The following is a 15,843-nucleotide window of genomic DNA, read 5'->3' on the forward strand; positions in this document are numbered from 1 at the left end:
ATGATTGTCTCTGTTGGATGCCGCCGACGCACCATGGGTTGTGCCACACCTCGGCGACAAAGGTCAGCGGGTCGCCTCGAAGCGGGCCATGGAGCCGCGCACCGCCTTCGAAGTCACGTCGCCACACGATGTTCGAGCCAAGTACGGGCGGCCTTCGCGATGCCCAGAGGTCGGCCGTCGGCGACCTCCGACCACATCCTGTCGTTGGCCCTGGCGAAGACCAGCAGACCCTCCCGAGAAGCCGTCGCCCAGACCGGGATCTCGGACACGAGAGCTTCGGCCTGCTCGGCACTGTGACCCGCCTCGATCAGACGAATGACCAGACAAGCGGCGTCGATCCACCCCGCCCCTTTGGTCGGCCAGGCCCAATCCAGGAGTACGGCGCGTTCGTCGACCATCAGGAGGTTGGGGGGCGTCGGGTCGATATGAAGAAGGTGATCACCCTGAAACCACGCCAGGTCGGCCTCGTCGTCGACGTACGACCGCCATCGATGCTCGGGCTTCTTCAGCGACACATTCGGGCAGCGGATCCCGCCCAACTCTTGAAACGTTCGGATCACTTTGGCGATGTCGGCGGACGCGGGTGAGTAGTCGGCTTGCGAGCCGTCGAAGCACTCGAACCCCAGGACGTCCCATTCTCCTCGCACCCGCCAGAGCAGGCGAGGGGCGATCGAGAGAACATGGGAGTTGACCGACTCCTCCATGTCCTGCGTCCAGATGCGCGGATGCGAGCGGTGAACCCCCTTGACGAACACCTCGCCCCGACGGGTGTCCAAGACGGCGGCGACCGTGCAGTTGCGCCCCTGGGTCACTGTACGCGCGGCCACGACGGGGCCGGTGTGCCGCTCAACCGCTCGCCTGGTCGCCTCCGGCAACTCTTCCCAGTGGACGCGTCCAAAGGCCACCTGTCTCACCTTTCGCGCGATGAACGAGCAGGCTCCGGCTCCTGAGAACGCGGGAAGCGGCGGTGCGCTGACCGACTGTAGTGACCTCGGACGTTGTCGGGCGTGCGGGCAGGTAAACTCACCGACATATGGCAGTGCCCCGACGCCGGTGGACGTCGGGGCGCTGGAGGTGTGCGGGTCAGATGCTCGGCTCGTCGCGCTTCACTTGGGCGATGAGCGCGGTGAACGTCTCGGGGGAGAGGTTGAGGTGTCCGGCGTCGGGGGACTTGGAGTCGCGGATGCCGACCGTCCGGGTGAGACGGGCCAACTCGACGCAGTCTTCCTGACCGGAGTTGGCGCTGCGGCTGGACTTACGCCATGTCGTCATTGCTGACCTCGATCATCTCTTGGAGTTTGGCACGGGTCGCCTCTGGCGAGAGTGCGCGCCCGCTGGTTCGATCGAACGCGACGGTGAGTCTACGCAGATCGTCCGCTTCCGTCACGAGTCTTCCACGGGCGGGAGTCTCCACGAAACCCAGCTCCCGAAGCGGGGTGGAGTAGATGTAGAAGTCGCCTTCGAGGCCGAGATGGAGACCCGCGTTCACGGCGACCATACGCAGTGTGACGTGATGACGGTCGGAGATCTCCAGGAGCTTCCCGAGTTGCGCGCGACGCAGCGATGGGGGGATCAGGAGGACGGCCACCTCCGACAGGAGGACGGAGACGTACGGTGGCGTTGGGCGCGTGAAGAGGTCCTGTCGTTGCAGCCGTCGTTCGACCTGCTTTTCGACTTCGAGGATGCCCGCCGTCGTGAACGCTTCCCGCGCGTACTCCGCAGTCTGGAGAAGGCCGGGGATGAACCCGACTCCGTTGACCCGGATCACGTCCGCCATCTCCTCGTACTCGGAGATCGCGCGGAACTTGGCCGGTGCCTGCATGGTCTTGGCGTAGTGGTGGATGGCCTCCAGCAGTCCCCCGGTCTTCCACTCGACGTCGAGGATCCGGAGCGCCTCCACCGGAGGGTGGTACCGACCGGCCTCCCAATTGGAGACCGTCTTGTGGTCGGCCGCCACGAGCGTGCCCACGGCGACCTGCGACATCCCGTTCTGCTTGCGGAGTATCCGCAGGTGAACGGCCAGAAGAGACCACAGACCCCCGAGGGGATCCAGTGACTCGGCGACACTCATCGTTGAGCCTCCGTAACTCTTGGTCATCCTGCAAGACGGGGAAAAGCTAACTCAGGAAGTGCACCCTTGTCAGGAGAAGGAAGAATTCCGTGACAGAGAGGCAAGGGTTGGCGCAATGGGGTTCGACTCTCCACGACATGCGACGAAAAGTGCCGATCAACCCATTCCGGACAATCAGCGCAGCGTCTTCCTCGGTGTGCTGCACCAGTTGATCAAAGAGAAGCATCCCGGCCTGACGTCCGGACTCGTTCATTGTTCGAGCGGCACGATCCTGTTCGTGGTGAACTCGGCGAACGTCTCCCTCTGGACCGATGTCGGGTGCGACTTCGACCGAGTCAAAGGATGGTCGTTCACCTGGGCCCGGGACTTCGGCCGGGCGATCGGGCCGGTGGACGACGCCGAGGGCGTCGCCCGCGCGATCTCCAAGGCCCTGAAGGCGAACACATGATCCCCCAGAGTCACCGTTCCGCAGGGCTGTCCGTCCGGAGACTCCACGGCCCTTGAGTTCGTTCGTAGGTTTCCCTCAGGCACTGCTCCGAGGAAGGTGACATGGGAAAGCACCAGAAGAAGGTCGCGTGCGGCGGCTGCCAAGGCCAGAAGGGTGAGTGGAAGACCAACGACGGCGAGAAGTTCTGAGTACCGTGCGTGCTGTGCAACGGAACGGGCGAGCAGTGACTCCCGAGGAGGCCATCAAAGCCGTGCCTCGTCACCCCTTCATCCCAGACCGGATCTTCGTTCGGAATGAGAACAACCATCTGGTCCCATGCGAACGCCGCGAGGATCCCGAGCGGTGGCGGGAAGCGGTGGACTCCGAGGGCCCCGTCGTCACCCGGGCGGCCTTCGACACCGCCATACCCCCGGAATATCGGAACGCGGCCACCGGCGCGGGCGTAGAGGCCACCAGCTCCAACAGCGCCCCCCATATCGTCCGCAGGATGCTGGAGGCGCTGGACCTCGAACCCGGCATGGCCGTGCTCGAAATCGGCTCCGGGACCGGCTGGAACGCCGCCCTGCTGGCCACGATCGCCGGGGTCTCGAACGTGACCACGGTCGAGATCGATCCGGAACTGGCGGCACTGGCCAGGACCAACCTGGAACGAGCGGGCTGCCCAGTGGAGGTCATCACCGGGGACGGAGAACTCGGACATCCGAGGAACGCGCCCTATGACCGTGTGATCTGTACGGCGGCGGTCTCGAATCTGCCCTACGTCTGGGTGGAACAGACACGCCCCGGGGGGATCATCCTCGCCCCCTGGGGTCCCATCCATCCCGACTGGCCGCTGTGCCATCTCGTGGTGACGGACGAAGGTACGGCGGACGGCCGGTTCATCGCCCCGTCATGGTTCATGCCGCTCAGAGATCAGCGCCCTTCCCGTGCGGCCGCACGGCAAGCGGAGAAGCTCTGGAAGACCTTGGGTGAACCCACGATCGACCGATTCGGCATCACCGTGTCACCCGAAGGCCAGAGGATCTGGCTCGATCTGCCGGACAACCCGATCGACAAAGCGTGGAGTTCGGTTCGTTGATCCGATCGAGCGCGTCCCGGCGGCGGTGAAGGTCAGCGGGTGGCCTCGAACAACGCCATGGAGCCGCGCACCGTCACCCGGTGAGCGGTGAAGCGCCGGTCCAGCTCGGCCTCCAGCGTGTCGAGGGAGTCCTCGGCGTTGTGGAAGATCCGGCGTCGGTTGAGGGCCCGTACCGCCGCGCGGGAGAGCGGGGTGTGGGGGACGCCGTGGCAGAGGACCGTGCTGCCGAAGACGCGGCCGCCGACCCGCAGGTAGGGCAGCAGGTGGTCGAAGACCACGGCCTTGTCGGCGATGGATCCCGGCACGCAGTGCAGCAGCATGTTGAGGCCCACCGAACCGAACCGCTCGTCGCCCAGACGCAAGGGCTCCAGAACGTTGCGGAGTCGCGTGGTGGGGGAGTGGCGGGCCAGCCGCCGGCCCGCCGTGCGGAGCACGCCGAGGTCGAGGTCGATGAGGGTCAGCCGGGGCTCGGCCGACGGGAACGAGCAGCGGTCGAGGAAGTAGCCCGTCCCGGGGCCCAGCTCCAGGTGGTCGTCGCTGACGTTGCGGTCGTACTGGGCGAGCATCACCCCGGGCGGGCAGCGCCACAGCACCCGGCAGTTCACCGCGAGCACCGAGACGTCGTAGATGCTCAGCTCGGCCCGGGAGTAGTGCGCCGCTCCCGCCCATGCGTCCGTCGTCATACCGCCCCCGATGTCGCCGACGTCACACGCGCCAACGGTAACACCCCGCCCAGGGGACGGGGGTCACCGAGAAACGGGGCGGTCAGCGCTTGGACGTCGCCGACACCGCGCCCATCACCATGATCCACAGCGCGCCCGGCAGCAGCGCCATGTACTGCAGCGGAACGAGCTGGACCAGCGCGATCAGCGCCGCCATCACCGCGCTGAAGACGGCCGTCCCACGGCCCACCGTCCGGCGTCGGAAGCCGGCCACCGCCACCGCCCCGGCGGACAGGCCCGCGCCCGCCCACACCCAGGCCAGCGTGTTGTAGATGCCCAGGTTGGCGCCGATGGTGTCGGGGTCGGCCTTCTCGTACTGGCGCAGCGCGTGGTACAGCTCGGTGCTGATGCCGCCGCCGACCAGCAGCAGCGCGGCGACCAGCAGCAGTCCGGCGAACACCAGCCCGGGCACCAGCCCGTCCCGCGGCTCCAGCCGCGCCAGCTTCCGCCGCAGCCCGGCGGCGAACACGATCACCAGCAGCGCCGCGAGCGAGGTCCCCGTCTGGAAGATCCACACGGTCGTCTTCTTGTCGGCGATGGCCTCGACGTAGCGTGCGTTGTCCTTCCACAGCGCCTCGTCCACGGACGACAGCGCCACCGACAGGAAGAAGATGACCACGAGCGCGATCAGGCCGCCCAGGACTCCGCACCACGCCCACCCCCTCCCTTCCGACGAGGTCGAGGTGTGTTCCGGTGAATGGACCGTCATGGCAGGGCTCCTCACGTGAAGTGCGCCCCGCACTGGATACCGGAGCGTCGAGCCCCACTGTGGCGGCCCGCCCCGGCCCCCCACATGATGCCGCTGTCCTGCGGTTTCTGGGTGGATCCGCCCGGGACAACGTCCCGGGACAAGCGGTCCTCACGCGACCCGGCGCCGAGGCCGGATGCGCCGGGCACGTGGTCGGCACGTGGAGAGCACGTGGTCGCCACCGATGCCCCGTTCACCCCCTGGGCGACAGACTGAGGGCGATAAGGACGACGGGAACGCAAGACGGAGGGAAACGACCATGTCGGAGACCACGGAGTTCGAGATGCCGACCCCGGACGCCGCCCTGAAGCGGTTGGGCTTCCTGGTGGGCGCGTGGAGGCTGAAGGGCTCGACGATCGAGGGGCCGATGGGGCCGGCCACCGAGATCCTCGGCGAGGAGACCTTCGAGTGGATGGAGGGCGGGTTCTTCCTCGTCCACCGCTGGACCAGCTCCTTCGAGGTCGCCGGGACCAAGGTGGTCGACTCCGGGTACGAGATGTTCGACTACGACACCGCGACCGGCCGGTTCCGCACGCACTTCTTCAACAGCCTCGGCCCGTACGACGACACGGGCAGCAAGTACCACGGCGACTTCGCCGGGGACGCCCTGGTCCTCGTCGGCCCGGCCCGGATCACCCGTATTCCCAACGCCGACGGCACCGTCACCGTCGACTCGGACGTGCCGATCGGCGAGGACACCTGGGCGCCGATGATGAGCTACACCCTCACCAAGGTCGGCTGACACCCTCCGGTCGGGTGTCCGGACGGAGCAGGAGGGTGCGGGCGTGCTCGAAGCGGGCGCCGAGGCGTTCCCATTCCCGGACGGACGCCTCCAGCTCGGCGGGGTCGCCCGACAGCCGCCACCTGATGCGGGGCAGGCAGGCGCCGGCCCATTCGTTCTCCCTGGTGTCGGCCTCCACCTCGGGCAGGCGCTCCTCGGCCTCGGGCAGTCCGGCCATGACGGCGAGCTCGACGGCGGCGGCGTGGGCGTACGGCGCGTGGCGGGCGCCCGGGACCTCCTGGAACGCGCGTTCCAGGAGGCCGGCGGCGTCCGAGAGGTCACCGGTGTGGACGGCGATCGCGGCGTCCACGAAACAGGCCAGCGGCGAGATCTGGGTCCGGAAAGGGTTGGGGATGCCGGAGACCGCGTCGACGCGACCGCGCCACCGCTCGGACGCCTCGCGGTCGCCGAGCAGCCCGTGGGCCAGCGAGGTGAAGTGGACCGCCGCCGGCATCCCGAACGCCGGCGGGCTCCCGGCGCGCCGCCAGCCGTCCCACATCGTGACGGCGTACCGCAGTGCCTCCTGGAGGTCCCCGGTGAGCACCAGCGCCGGGATCACCTTGGCGGCCGGCAGATAGGGGTGCCGGCCGAGCAGGTCGTCGGCGAGCAGCCGGTGCGCGGCGGCGACCGCGGCCGGCAGGTCGCCGGCGGCCACCGCGTCGGCGCACGCCCCGCCGTGGACGTCGTCGATCTCCGGGGCCGAGTACGGATCGCCGGCGTCCATGCGCGGCAGCAGGGCGAGCCGTTCGCCGCTGAGCCGGTGCGCCTCCCGCAGCCGGCCGGAGGTGGCGGCGGCGGTCCGCAGCGCGTCCAGGGCTCCGCTGATGAGCACCGGGTCGGCGGTGGCCCGTGCCGCCTCGACGGCCCGCGCGCCGAGCATCGGGTCCGGGGCGAGCTTGCACGGGCCCGCGTTCCACGCCGCCGCGCAGGCCAGGTGGGCGGCGACGACGGGATCGGCGGGGTCGCCCGCGCCGGCCGCCTCACGGAGCAGGTCGTCGAGCCGCCCGTGCGGGATCTCCGTACGGAACGTCGCCGGGAACCTGCCGGCCGACTCGACGGCCCGGGCCAGCGCGATCGCCTGAGCGTTGCCGTCCCCGGCGGCGTGCGACGCGGCGGCCGATCTCAGCCGCAACTCGAACGCACGGCCGGTGTCGTGCATGACCTGCGCGCAGTCCGCCGCACCGCCCCAGGCGACGGCCGCGTCCGACGCCGTGGGGGCGTGCCCGGCGGCACGCTCGTAGTGCCCCTGGGACTCCCGCAGGAAGCGGCGCGCATGGGCCAGGCGGCCGAGCGAACGCGCCAGCCGGTACGCGACGGGGTCGGGGCCGGGGGGTGTCGCGGCCAGCGCCGCCCGCAGCTCGGCGGCGACGGTGTCGAAGTCCTCGCCCGACCCGCCGTCACCGGTGCCCTCCAGCGCCGCCGCCGTCGCCGCGGCCCAGGCCAGGTGTCGGTGCCGGACCTCGGCTCGTTCACCGCTGAGGTCGAGCCGCTCCGCGGCGCAGGCGCGGATCGTCGCCAGCATGCGCCACCGGCTCACCGGCCCGCGCAGGTGCATCACCAGGCTCTTGTCCACGAGCCGGCCGAGCACGTCGGCGCCCGCCGCCGGGTCGACGTCGCAGACCGCCGACACCGCCGCCATGTCGAACGGGCCGGTGAAGGCCGACAGCCGGCGCCACAGCACCCGTTCCTCCTCGTCCAGGAGATCATGGCTCCAGCCGATCACCGCCCGCAGCGAACGATGCCGGATGGCGGGGCCGCGCCCGCCGGCCAGCAGCCGTAGATAGTCGCCCAGCGCGGTGAGCAGGCCGGACGCCCCGAGCGCGGCGCTGCGGGCGGCCGCGAGCTCGATCGCCAGCGGCAGCCCGTCCAATCGCGCGCACAGATCCGCGACCACGGCGGGATCGGCCGCGGCGGCGGGATCGGCGGCCAGCGCGCGTTCGGTGAAGAGCCGCTCGGCGTCGGAGTCCAACGGGAGCGGCCCGATGTGCAGGACCTGCTCACCGGGCAGGCTCAGCCGTTCGCGGCCGGTGGCCAGGATCGTCGTGTCGGGGCAGGCCGACAGGATCCGCTCGGCGAAGTCGGCCGCCGCGTCCAGCACGTGCTCGCAGTTGTCGAGGACCAGCAGCGAACGGCCGCGGGCGAGCCGTTCGGCGATGGTGTCCTCCAGCGGCTGCTGCGGCCGTTCCGACACGCCCAGCGCCTCGGCCGCCGCCTGGGCGACGAACCCCGCGCCGACGGGCGCCAGATCGACGAAGGCCCCACCCAAGGGGAACAGGGGACCGGCGTCCTCACAGACGACGATCGCCAGCCGTGTCTTGCCGACACCGCCGGGACCCAGCAACGTGACCAGCCGCCCGTCGCGCAACGCGGTCAGCACCGCGTCGCGCTCCGCCGCGCGCCCGATGAACGAGGTCCGCGCCCGCGGCAACCCGGCCAACCGCCCGAGCGGGAGCGGAGCGCCGTCGCCGACCGTCTCGGCGAGATCGGCCAGCGCGCCGCGGCCCGCCACCCCGTACTTGCGCAGCAGCGACGACACGTGGCCCTCGATCGTGCGCACCGACACGTGCAGGCGGCGGGCCATCTGGGCGTTCGAGAGCCGAAGCCCCAGCAGTGCCAGCACTTCGGCCTCACGCGCGGACACTTCGACGAGATGCTCCCCCACCTTCCGATCATGGCCGAGTTTCACCATGTTCGTGGCGGAATGGCAGGTTACGTCCCCTCGGTGCGCACGTCACGCCGTGACGAGCGCCCTCCCCGTCAGAGCCCCAGACGCTTGGAGATGATCTCGTTCATGATCTCGTTGGTGCCGCCGCCGATGCCCAGCAGCCGCATGTCGCGGTAGTGCCGCTCCACCTCCGACTCGCGCATGTAGCCCATGCCGCCGTGCAGTTGGACGGCCTCGTGGACGACGTGCTCGCAGGCGTACACGGCGGTGTTCTTGGCGTAGGCGGTCTCGGTGAGCACGTCTTCGCCCGCGACGTACCGTTCGGCGATGGTGCGGGTGTAGGCGCGGGCCACGTCCACCTGCCGGGCCATCTCGGCGATCTTGTGGCGGACCACCTGCCGGGAGGACAGCGGACGGCCGAACGTCTCGCGCGAGCGGGTCCACTCCAGGGTGAGGTCAAGGCAGCGCTGCGCGGTCGCGTACGCCTGCACGGCGAGCGACAGCCGCTCGGTGACGAAGTTCTGCACGATCTGGAGGAAGCCGCTGTTCTCCGCGCCGACCAGGTTCTCGACCGGGACGCGCACGTCGGTGAACGACAGCTCGGCGGTGTCGGAACAGCGCCAGCCCATCTTGTCCAGCGCCCGGGAGACCGTGAACCCGGGCGTGCCCTTCTCGACGACCAGCATGGAGAGCCCGCCGTAGCCGGGCTCGCCGGTGCGGACGGCCGTGGTCACGAAGTCCGCGCGCACCCCCGAGGTGATGAAGAGCTTGGCGCCGTTGACGACGTAGGAGTCGCCGTCGCGGACGGCGGTGGTGCGCAGGCCCGCCACGTCCGAGCCGGCGTCGGGCTCGGTGATCCCCAGGGCCCCGATCTTCTCGCCGGCCAGGGTGGGCCGGGCGAACCGGTCGATGAGGCCCTTGTCGCCCGAGTACAGGATGTGCGGCAGGGCGATCCCGTGCGTGAACAGCGAGGCGATCAGCCCACCGGAGCCGCCCGACCGGATGATCTCCTCGGTGACGAGCAGCGCGTCGATCACATCCCCGCCCGACCCGCCGAACTCCTCGGGGAACCCCGCGCCCAACAGCCCCGCCTCGGCGGCCCGCCGGTGCAGGTCGCGGGGGAGCTCGCCGGCCTCCTCCCACGCGGCCAGGTTCGGAACGATCTCGCGGGCGGTGAAGTCGCGGACCAGGTCGCGCAGCGCGACGCGCTCGGGGGTCTGCCAGACACTCATGGAACGGGGGCTCCTCACGTCTAGAACGACGTTCGGAATCTAGCAGCGTCACCAAGGTGCGGACCATGGCGGCGTCGGCATCCGGCAACGAGTGGCTGTGAATATCACTTAGCGCCACACCACACTTACGTTAAGTGTGACCTGGTTGTTATACCGGGATCTCGCGGGCCGCCGGACGCGGCCCATCGACGACGATTTCGGGAGCGGAGCTCAACCAGTGGTAAGGACCATTCCCCTGCGCCGTACCCGCCCGAGCGGCGGTGCCGAACAGGCCGCCGTGAGCGGCCGACGGGTGCTGGTCGCGGGCATCGGCAACGTGTTCCTCGGCGACAACGGCTTCGGCGCCGAGGTGATCGGGCGGATCGACCGCGCGGCGCTGCCCGCCGGGGTGGAGGTCGCCGACTACGGCATCCGGGGCCTCCACCTGGCCTACGAACTGCTCGGCGGCCACTACGACACGCTGATCCTGGTCGACGCCGTCCCGCTGGACGGCCCGCCCGGGACGCTGGCCGTCCTGGAGGTGGACGGCCCCGAGGACGCCGGCCGGCCCGCGATGGACGGCCACGGGATGAACCCGCAGGCCGTCCTGCAACTCCTGCACACGCTCGGCGGCTGGGTCGAACGGGTCCTGGTCGTGGGCTGCCGCCCCGCCGTGGTGGAGGACCACTTCGGGCTGTCCGAGCCGGTCGCCGCCGCCGTGGACGACGCCGTACAACTGGTGACCGACCTCGTCCATGGCCGGATCCGACCCGCCGGGGCCCTCGGACGCTAGACGACGGTCAGCACCCCACCGCGCCGCCGCGGGCGCGGGCCGCAGCGACGACGGCCTGGCCCAGCGAGATGCCGCCGTCGTTGGACGGCACCCGCCGGTGGATGAGGACCCGGAAGCTCTCGTCATGGAGCCAGGTCACCGTGCGGTCCAGCAACACCACGTTCTGGAAGACGCCGCCCGACAACGCGACCGTGCGCAGGCCCGTCCGTTCCCGCAGCGCGCACGCGGCCCGCACGATGGCGCGGGCCAGGCCGTTGTGGAAACGGGCGGCGATGCGTCCCGTGCCGACGCCGGTGACCAGGTCGTTGGCCACGCAGCGGACGAGGTCGGCGCCCGCGATGGTCACCACCGCGCCCTCGGTCACCGCCGCCGCGTAGCCGCCCCGCTCGTGCGGGTCGACCCGCTGCTCCAGCTCGAACGCGGCCTGCCCGTCGTAGGCGACCTCGTCGCGCAGGCCGACGAGCGCGGCGACGGCGTCGAACAGCCGGCCCGCGCTCGAGGTGCGCGGCGCGTCCCCGCCGACGTCCGACCGGCACAGCGCCACCATCGCCGCCCAGTCCTCACCGTGCCGTCGGGGCAGCCGCAGCGGCGGCGGCACGGTGTCGCCGTAGATCGCGTCCAGGTACGCCGCGGCCATCCGCCACGGTTCGCGAACGGCGGCCGGCCCGCCGGGCATCGGCACCGCGACCAGATGACCCGCGCGCTCGAAGCCCAACAGGTCGGCGATCAGCAGCTCACCGCCCCACAGGGTGCCGTCCTCGCCGTGCCCCAGACCGTCGAACGCGACGCCGATGACCGGGCCGCTCTCCCCGTTCTCCGCCAGGCACGACGCGATGTGCGCGTGATGGTGCTGCACGCCGACCAGATGGACGCCCTCGCGCTCCAACGCGTACTTGGTGGACAGGTACTCGGGGTGCAGGTCGTGCGCCACGATCTCCGGACGAACGGAGAACAGCCGACAGAAGTGCGAGACGCGCTCGTTGTACGTGCGCAGGTCGCCGACGTGGTGCGACACGAACGCCTGATGGCCCTTCGCCACACAGAACGTGCTCCGTCGCGCCGCCCCGCAGGCGAGCACATGCCGATGGAACGGCCACTTCACGGGCACCGGGCTCGGCACGTGGCCCCGCGCACGACGCAACGGCAGCTCCCGGCCGCGGAACACCCGGACCACCGAGTCGTCGGCGCGGGCCCGGATCTCGCGGTCGTGGAGAAGGAACCCGTCGGCGATCCCCGCCAGCCTCGCCCGGGCGTCGTCGTCCCGGTGCGTGTCGGCCCCGACCAGCACGAACGGCCGCCCGACCCGCGCCGCCAGCAGATGGTGGAGCGGTGTGGACGGCAGGATCACCCCGAGGTCGCGGACGCCGGGCGCGACCGTGTCGGCCACCGCGGCGTCCTCGCGCAACGGAACGAGCACGATCGGGCGACGCGGCCCGGCGAGCACGTCCTCGGCCTCCGGATCGAGCCGTACCAGGGCCCGCGCCGCCGCGAGGTCGGGCGCCATCACCGGGAACGGCTCCTCCTCCCGGCCCAGCCGGGCGCGCAGCGCGTTCACCGCCTGCCGGTGGTCGGCGAGGGCGGCGAGGTGGTAGCCGCCGGGCCCCTTGACCGCCAGGACCTTGCCCTTGAGCAGCCACTTGGCCGCCGTCTCGATCGGGTCTCCGGCGACGTCGCCGCCGTCGGCCTTCACCAGTCGGAGCGTGGGCCCGCATCCGGGACACGAGATCCCGTGAGCCTGGAACCGCCGGTCCTTCGGGTCGCGGTGCTCGCCCGCGCAGAGCCCGCACATGGTGAAGCCGGCCATCGCGGTACGGCGGCGCTCGTACGGGGCGTCGTGCGCCACCGTGAACCGGGGACCGCAGGCCGCGCACTCGGTGAACGCGTAGCGATGGCGGCGCGACTTCGGGTCGGCGATCTCGGCCAGGCACGCGTCGCACGGCGCCACGTCGGGCGGCATCAGCTCCTCGGGCGCCACGTCGCCGTCGTCGTCCACGATCCGGAAGCCCCGCTCCCCGACCGGCTCGGCGTGCTCGCTGACGACCCGTTCCACCCTGGCCAGCGGCGGCGGCCGCAGTTCGAGCGCGGCGGCGAACTCCGCCAGCGCGGGCGCGTCCCCCTCCGCCTCGACGAACACCCCGTGGGTGTCGTTGCCGACGAAGCCCGCCAGGCCGTACTCGCCCGCCAGCCCGTACACGAACGGCCGGAACCCGACCCCTCGCACCATGCCCTCGACCCGGATCCGCATCCGCGCCGGAACGCCCGCGTCCATCACCGGTTCACACCCCGCACTCCGGCACCCGGCCGGGTCCCGTGTCACCGGCCGGCGCACGCCCCGGAGTCGTCCGGCGCCCGCGCGCCTCCCGCCACCGCGCCATCGCGGCCCCCCTTCACTGCCTCGTCCCACCTGGTCAGGCACGAGTCGAGCACGGCGCCGAGCCGCGCCAGCCGGGCCATCCGGGCCTCCAGCGCGGCGAACCCCTCGGCGGTCGGCTCATAGCGGCGGCGCGCCGGGCCGGACGCGGGCGGGATCCAGGACGAGACCACCAGCCCCTCCCGTTCCAGCCCCCGCAGCACCCGGTAGACCTGGCCCGGCTCGACCCCGCCGGCCCCCAGCCGGTCCAGCCGCTCGATGAGGTCGTAACCGTGCCCCGGACGTTCGATGATCAGCAGAAGCAGGAGGGGTTGAAGCAGACCCCGCACCTCGCTGCCCTCCATGGCCGGCCCTCCGCGCGACAGGTGAGATGGAGGGTTCGATCCCCCGCCGCACGGGACGGGACGCGTGGCGCGGAGATCCTTTCCGGAGCCTTGATCGAGTCCATGCCGCGGCGGCCGGGCGATGGCGCCCTGATCGGCGGGTCTCGACGGAACCCGGTGATCCTCCTTCTTGTTCGACAATGCCGAACCGAGTTGGCGCTAGGGTAGGGGGGTGCCAGGGAGAATCCAATCGGTGGAGCGGGCGGCGGCCATCCTGCGGTTGCTCGCGTCAGGGCCTCGTCAGCTCGGCGTGGTGGAGTTGGCGAACGCGTTGCGACTGCCGAAGGGGACCGTGCACGGCATCCTGCAGACGCTGCAGCACGTGGGCTTCGTCGAGCAGGACCGCTCGGGCGGCAAGTACCGGCTGGGCGCGGCGCTGCTGCACCTGGGCAACAGCTACCTGGACGTGAACGAGCTGCGGACACGGGCGCTCAACTGGGCCGACGCCCTGGCCTCGCGCGCCCGCGAGAGCGTCCGGATCGGCTCGCTGCACGACGGGCAGGTGCTGGTCGTCCACCACGTCTTCCGGCCCGACGACAGCCTCCAGATCCTCGAGGTGGGCGCGCTGCTGCCGGTGCACGCCACCGCGCTGGGCAAGGTGCTGCTGGCCTTCGACCTCCACGGGCAGGGCCTGCTGGACGAGTTGGACGCCTCGGGCCCCCAGTCCTTCACACCCAGGACGCTGGCCGGCGGGCGCGCGCTGGTCGAGGAGCTCGGCGAGGTCAGGGCCCGCGGTTGGGCCGCCGACGTCGAGGAGTTGATCGAAGGGGAGGCGTCCATCGCCGCTCCGATCTACGATGACCGGACCGTCATGGTCGGCGCGATCGGGATCTCCGGCGCGATCGAGCGGGTCTGCGACGAGGACGGCAGGCCGCGGCTGGACCTGGTCTCCGCCGTGCGCGACGCCGCCCGCGCCGTCTCCCGCGACCTGGGCGCCCGGCGCTGGTGAGCCCGGGGGCCTCGGGAGTCCGTCGAGGTCATTCGGCATTGTCGAACAGAACGTCGAACGGAACACCGCCGTGGGTCTAGTGGGACACGGTGTGCCGCAGAGTGTTGCACCGTGTACCGCAACGGGTGCGGAGCGGACTCGCCTCATACTTCTTTGAAGATCTTTTCGCGATCGTCACCGATCGAGTACAGCGCGCTCACCTGCGGTAACTCTGACTTTTGTGGCCCATGTGAGCAATGTCGCGCTTGGGGTACTCGTCACAGCGCAAGTGTGACATGGTTAACGTGTTGGACACTGCGGAACAGCGTGTACCGCAAGGGCAGCCGACAGGGAGTGGTGACGATGGTGGTGCCTCATCTGGACGTTCACGCGTTCGCGGCGATCCCCTCGCGACTGGCCCGGGACCTCCGGCCCCATGTCGGTCGCGCGGTGGAGGGCGTCCTGGGCGCGCAGACCGAGGACGAGCCCGCGGGCGTCAGCGGTCACGGAACCGTGCGGGAGGTCGTCGAACAGGCGCTCCGCCACTTCTACGACCTGGTCGAGGACCCTCGCCCCGTGGTCTGGGAGCGGGTCGCCGGACACTACGCCGAGCTCGGCCGTCGCCTGGCCGACGACCCGCCGTCGGTGGACCGGATGCACCAGTTGATGTTCCGGTCGGCGCGGGCGCTGTGGCACACCCTCGACGCGCTGGTCACCGTGGACTTCGACGAGACGATGCTCGGACTGATCGCCGAGGCGCAGTTCGGGTTCATCGAGGCCTGCTCCACCGCGCTCTCCCAGGGCTACCGCTCGCAGCAGCCCGAGGACCCCGAGCTGCGCCGCCAGCGTCGCCGCAAGCTGCTGGAGCTGCTCACCGCCGACCAGCGCCCCGAGGAGTCGGTGGTCGGCGAGCTGGCCAAGCAGGCCGGCTGGCCGCTGCCGAAGGCCGCCGCCGTCGCGGTGCTGCGGCCCCGGGACGGCTACGACATGGCGCAGTCCCTGATGGTGCCGGAGGAGATGCTGGTCGGCTCCGCCAACGGGCCGTTCCTGCTGATCCCCGACCCGGACGGCCCCGGCCGCGACCGGCTGCTGCGCCCGCTGCTGCGCGACTGGATCGTGGCGGTCGGGCCGACCATGTCCCCGATGCGCGCCGCCGAGTCGCTGCGCTGGGCCAAGGACGCCATGACGCTGGCCATCCGCGGGGTCATCGCCGACGACGACGTGATCGTCAGCACCGACCACGTGCCCACCCTGGTCATCTTCCACGCCGAGGGCCTGATCGGCAGCGCCGCCGACGCCCGGCTGGCCCCCCTGAGCGAGGTCCCCACCACGCACCGCGAGCGTCTGCTGGAGACGCTGCTTGCGCTGCTGGAGAGCAAGTTCAACGCCACCGAGGCGGCCCTCCGCCTCCATGTCCACCCGCAGACGGTCCGCTACCGGGCCCGTCAACTGGAGCAGTTGTTCGGAGAAGAGCTGCGCGACCCCCGAGGCTGTCTGGAGCTGGAGATGATCCTGCACGCCAGGCTGGCGGGCACCCGCCCCAGGCCCTCCTCGGCGACGCCCCCGGCCGCGCGGGGAACGGCGCGCGACCGCGGGGCCGGTGCCGTCCCGGCGTTGTCCTAGCCCATCATCCGAACGCAAAGG

15 protein-coding genes are annotated in these 15,843 nt (G+C 71.0%); 6 read left to right on the top strand and 9 right to left on the bottom strand.

Annotation, left to right across the window (positions count from 1 at the left end; translation table 11 throughout):
* Nucleotides 1–113 precede the first annotated feature (113 nt).
* From DFJ69_RS15900 to DFJ69_RS15910, 3 genes are all read right to left on the bottom strand, one after another.
* Nucleotides 114–905 (bottom strand): aminoglycoside phosphotransferase, encoded by a 792-nt coding sequence (locus DFJ69_RS15900; RefSeq protein WP_116023215.1) that lies wholly within the window; start codon nucleotides 903–905, stop codon nucleotides 114–116.
* A gap of 178 nt (nucleotides 906–1,083) precedes the next feature.
* Complete coding sequence (locus tag DFJ69_RS15905; RefSeq protein WP_116023216.1) at nucleotides 1,084–1,272, bottom strand: DUF397 domain-containing protein; 189 nt, start codon at nucleotides 1,270–1,272, stop codon at nucleotides 1,084–1,086.
* Complete coding sequence (locus tag DFJ69_RS15910; protein WP_116023217.1) at nucleotides 1,256–2,071, bottom strand: helix-turn-helix domain-containing protein; 816 nt, start codon at nucleotides 2,069–2,071, stop codon at nucleotides 1,256–1,258. The genes DFJ69_RS15905 and DFJ69_RS15910 overlap by 17 nt, the downstream gene beginning before the upstream one ends.
* Before the next feature lie 115 nt (nucleotides 2,072–2,186).
* Here DFJ69_RS15910 and DFJ69_RS15915 point away from each other — a divergent pair, with 115 nt between their 5' ends.
* Nucleotides 2,187–2,519, top strand: coding sequence for a hypothetical protein (locus DFJ69_RS15915; RefSeq protein ID WP_147312327.1), 333 nt, complete (start codon nucleotides 2,187–2,189; stop codon nucleotides 2,517–2,519).
* 223 nt (nucleotides 2,520–2,742) lie between these two features.
* A complete protein-coding gene (locus DFJ69_RS15920) occupies nucleotides 2,743–3,597 on the top strand; it encodes a methyltransferase domain-containing protein (protein ID WP_116023220.1) in 855 nt (284 codons plus the stop codon).
* Nucleotides 3,598–3,629: 32 nt separating this feature from the next.
* Here the strand turns inward: DFJ69_RS15920 and DFJ69_RS15925 are convergent, their stop codons facing one another.
* Together DFJ69_RS15925 and DFJ69_RS15930 are read right to left on the bottom strand one after the other, a co-directional pair.
* A complete protein-coding gene (locus tag DFJ69_RS15925) occupies nucleotides 3,630–4,280 on the bottom strand; it encodes a class I SAM-dependent methyltransferase (RefSeq protein WP_116023221.1) in 651 nt (216 codons plus the stop codon).
* An 82-nt stretch (nucleotides 4,281–4,362) separates the two neighbouring features.
* Nucleotides 4,363–5,028, bottom strand: coding sequence for a hypothetical protein (locus DFJ69_RS15930; RefSeq protein WP_116023223.1), 666 nt, complete (start codon nucleotides 5,026–5,028; stop codon nucleotides 4,363–4,365).
* Nucleotides 5,029–5,326: 298 nt separating this feature from the next.
* Between DFJ69_RS15930 and DFJ69_RS15935 the strand changes: the two genes are divergently transcribed.
* On the top strand, nucleotides 5,327–5,809 hold the full coding sequence (locus DFJ69_RS15935) for a DUF1579 family protein (protein ID WP_116023225.1): 483 nt from the start codon (nucleotides 5,327–5,329) through the stop codon (nucleotides 5,807–5,809).
* Here the strand turns inward: DFJ69_RS15935 and DFJ69_RS15940 are convergent.
* Together DFJ69_RS15940 and DFJ69_RS15945 are read right to left on the bottom strand one after the other, a co-directional pair.
* Nucleotides 5,793–8,489, bottom strand: coding sequence for an ATP-binding protein (locus DFJ69_RS15940; RefSeq protein ID WP_211328633.1), 2,697 nt, complete (start codon nucleotides 8,487–8,489; stop codon nucleotides 5,793–5,795). The two genes, DFJ69_RS15935 and DFJ69_RS15940, sit on opposite strands and share 17 nt — an antisense overlap.
* Before the next feature lie 116 nt (nucleotides 8,490–8,605).
* Nucleotides 8,606–9,745: an acyl-CoA dehydrogenase family protein gene (locus DFJ69_RS15945; RefSeq protein ID WP_116023229.1), complete on the bottom strand. Its 1,140-nt coding sequence runs from the start codon at nucleotides 9,743–9,745 to the stop codon at nucleotides 8,606–8,608.
* A 277-nt stretch (nucleotides 9,746–10,022) separates the two neighbouring features.
* On the opposite strand from DFJ69_RS15945, the gene DFJ69_RS15950 reads away from it, so the two are divergent.
* Entirely contained in the window at nucleotides 10,023–10,517 is a 495-nt protein-coding gene (locus DFJ69_RS15950) for a hydrogenase maturation protease (RefSeq protein WP_116023231.1), read from the top strand.
* A 7-nt stretch (nucleotides 10,518–10,524) separates the two neighbouring features.
* Here the strand turns inward: DFJ69_RS15950 and hypF are convergent, their stop codons facing one another.
* Nucleotides 10,525–12,786 (bottom strand): carbamoyltransferase HypF, encoded by a 2,262-nt coding sequence (hypF, locus tag DFJ69_RS15955; protein WP_211328979.1) that lies wholly within the window; start codon nucleotides 12,784–12,786, stop codon nucleotides 10,525–10,527.
* A 44-nt stretch (nucleotides 12,787–12,830) separates the two neighbouring features.
* Nucleotides 12,831–13,232, bottom strand: coding sequence for a PadR family transcriptional regulator (locus DFJ69_RS15960; protein ID WP_116023233.1), 402 nt, complete (start codon nucleotides 13,230–13,232; stop codon nucleotides 12,831–12,833).
* Between the two features lie 211 nt (nucleotides 13,233–13,443).
* Here DFJ69_RS15960 and DFJ69_RS15965 point away from each other — a divergent pair, with 211 nt between their 5' ends.
* On the top strand, nucleotides 13,444–14,220 hold the full coding sequence (locus tag DFJ69_RS15965; RefSeq protein ID WP_116023235.1) for an IclR family transcriptional regulator: 777 nt from the start codon (nucleotides 13,444–13,446) through the stop codon (nucleotides 14,218–14,220).
* 342 nt (nucleotides 14,221–14,562) lie between these two features.
* On the top strand, nucleotides 14,563–15,822 hold the full coding sequence (locus DFJ69_RS15970; protein WP_147312328.1) for a helix-turn-helix domain-containing protein: 1,260 nt from the start codon (nucleotides 14,563–14,565) through the stop codon (nucleotides 15,820–15,822).
* Nucleotides 15,823–15,843: the final 21 nt, after the last annotated feature.

Origin of the sequence: Thermomonospora umbrina, assembly GCF_003386555.1 — a bacterium.
GTDB classification, from domain to species: Bacteria; Actinomycetota; Actinomycetes; order Streptosporangiales; family Streptosporangiaceae; genus Thermomonospora; species Thermomonospora umbrina.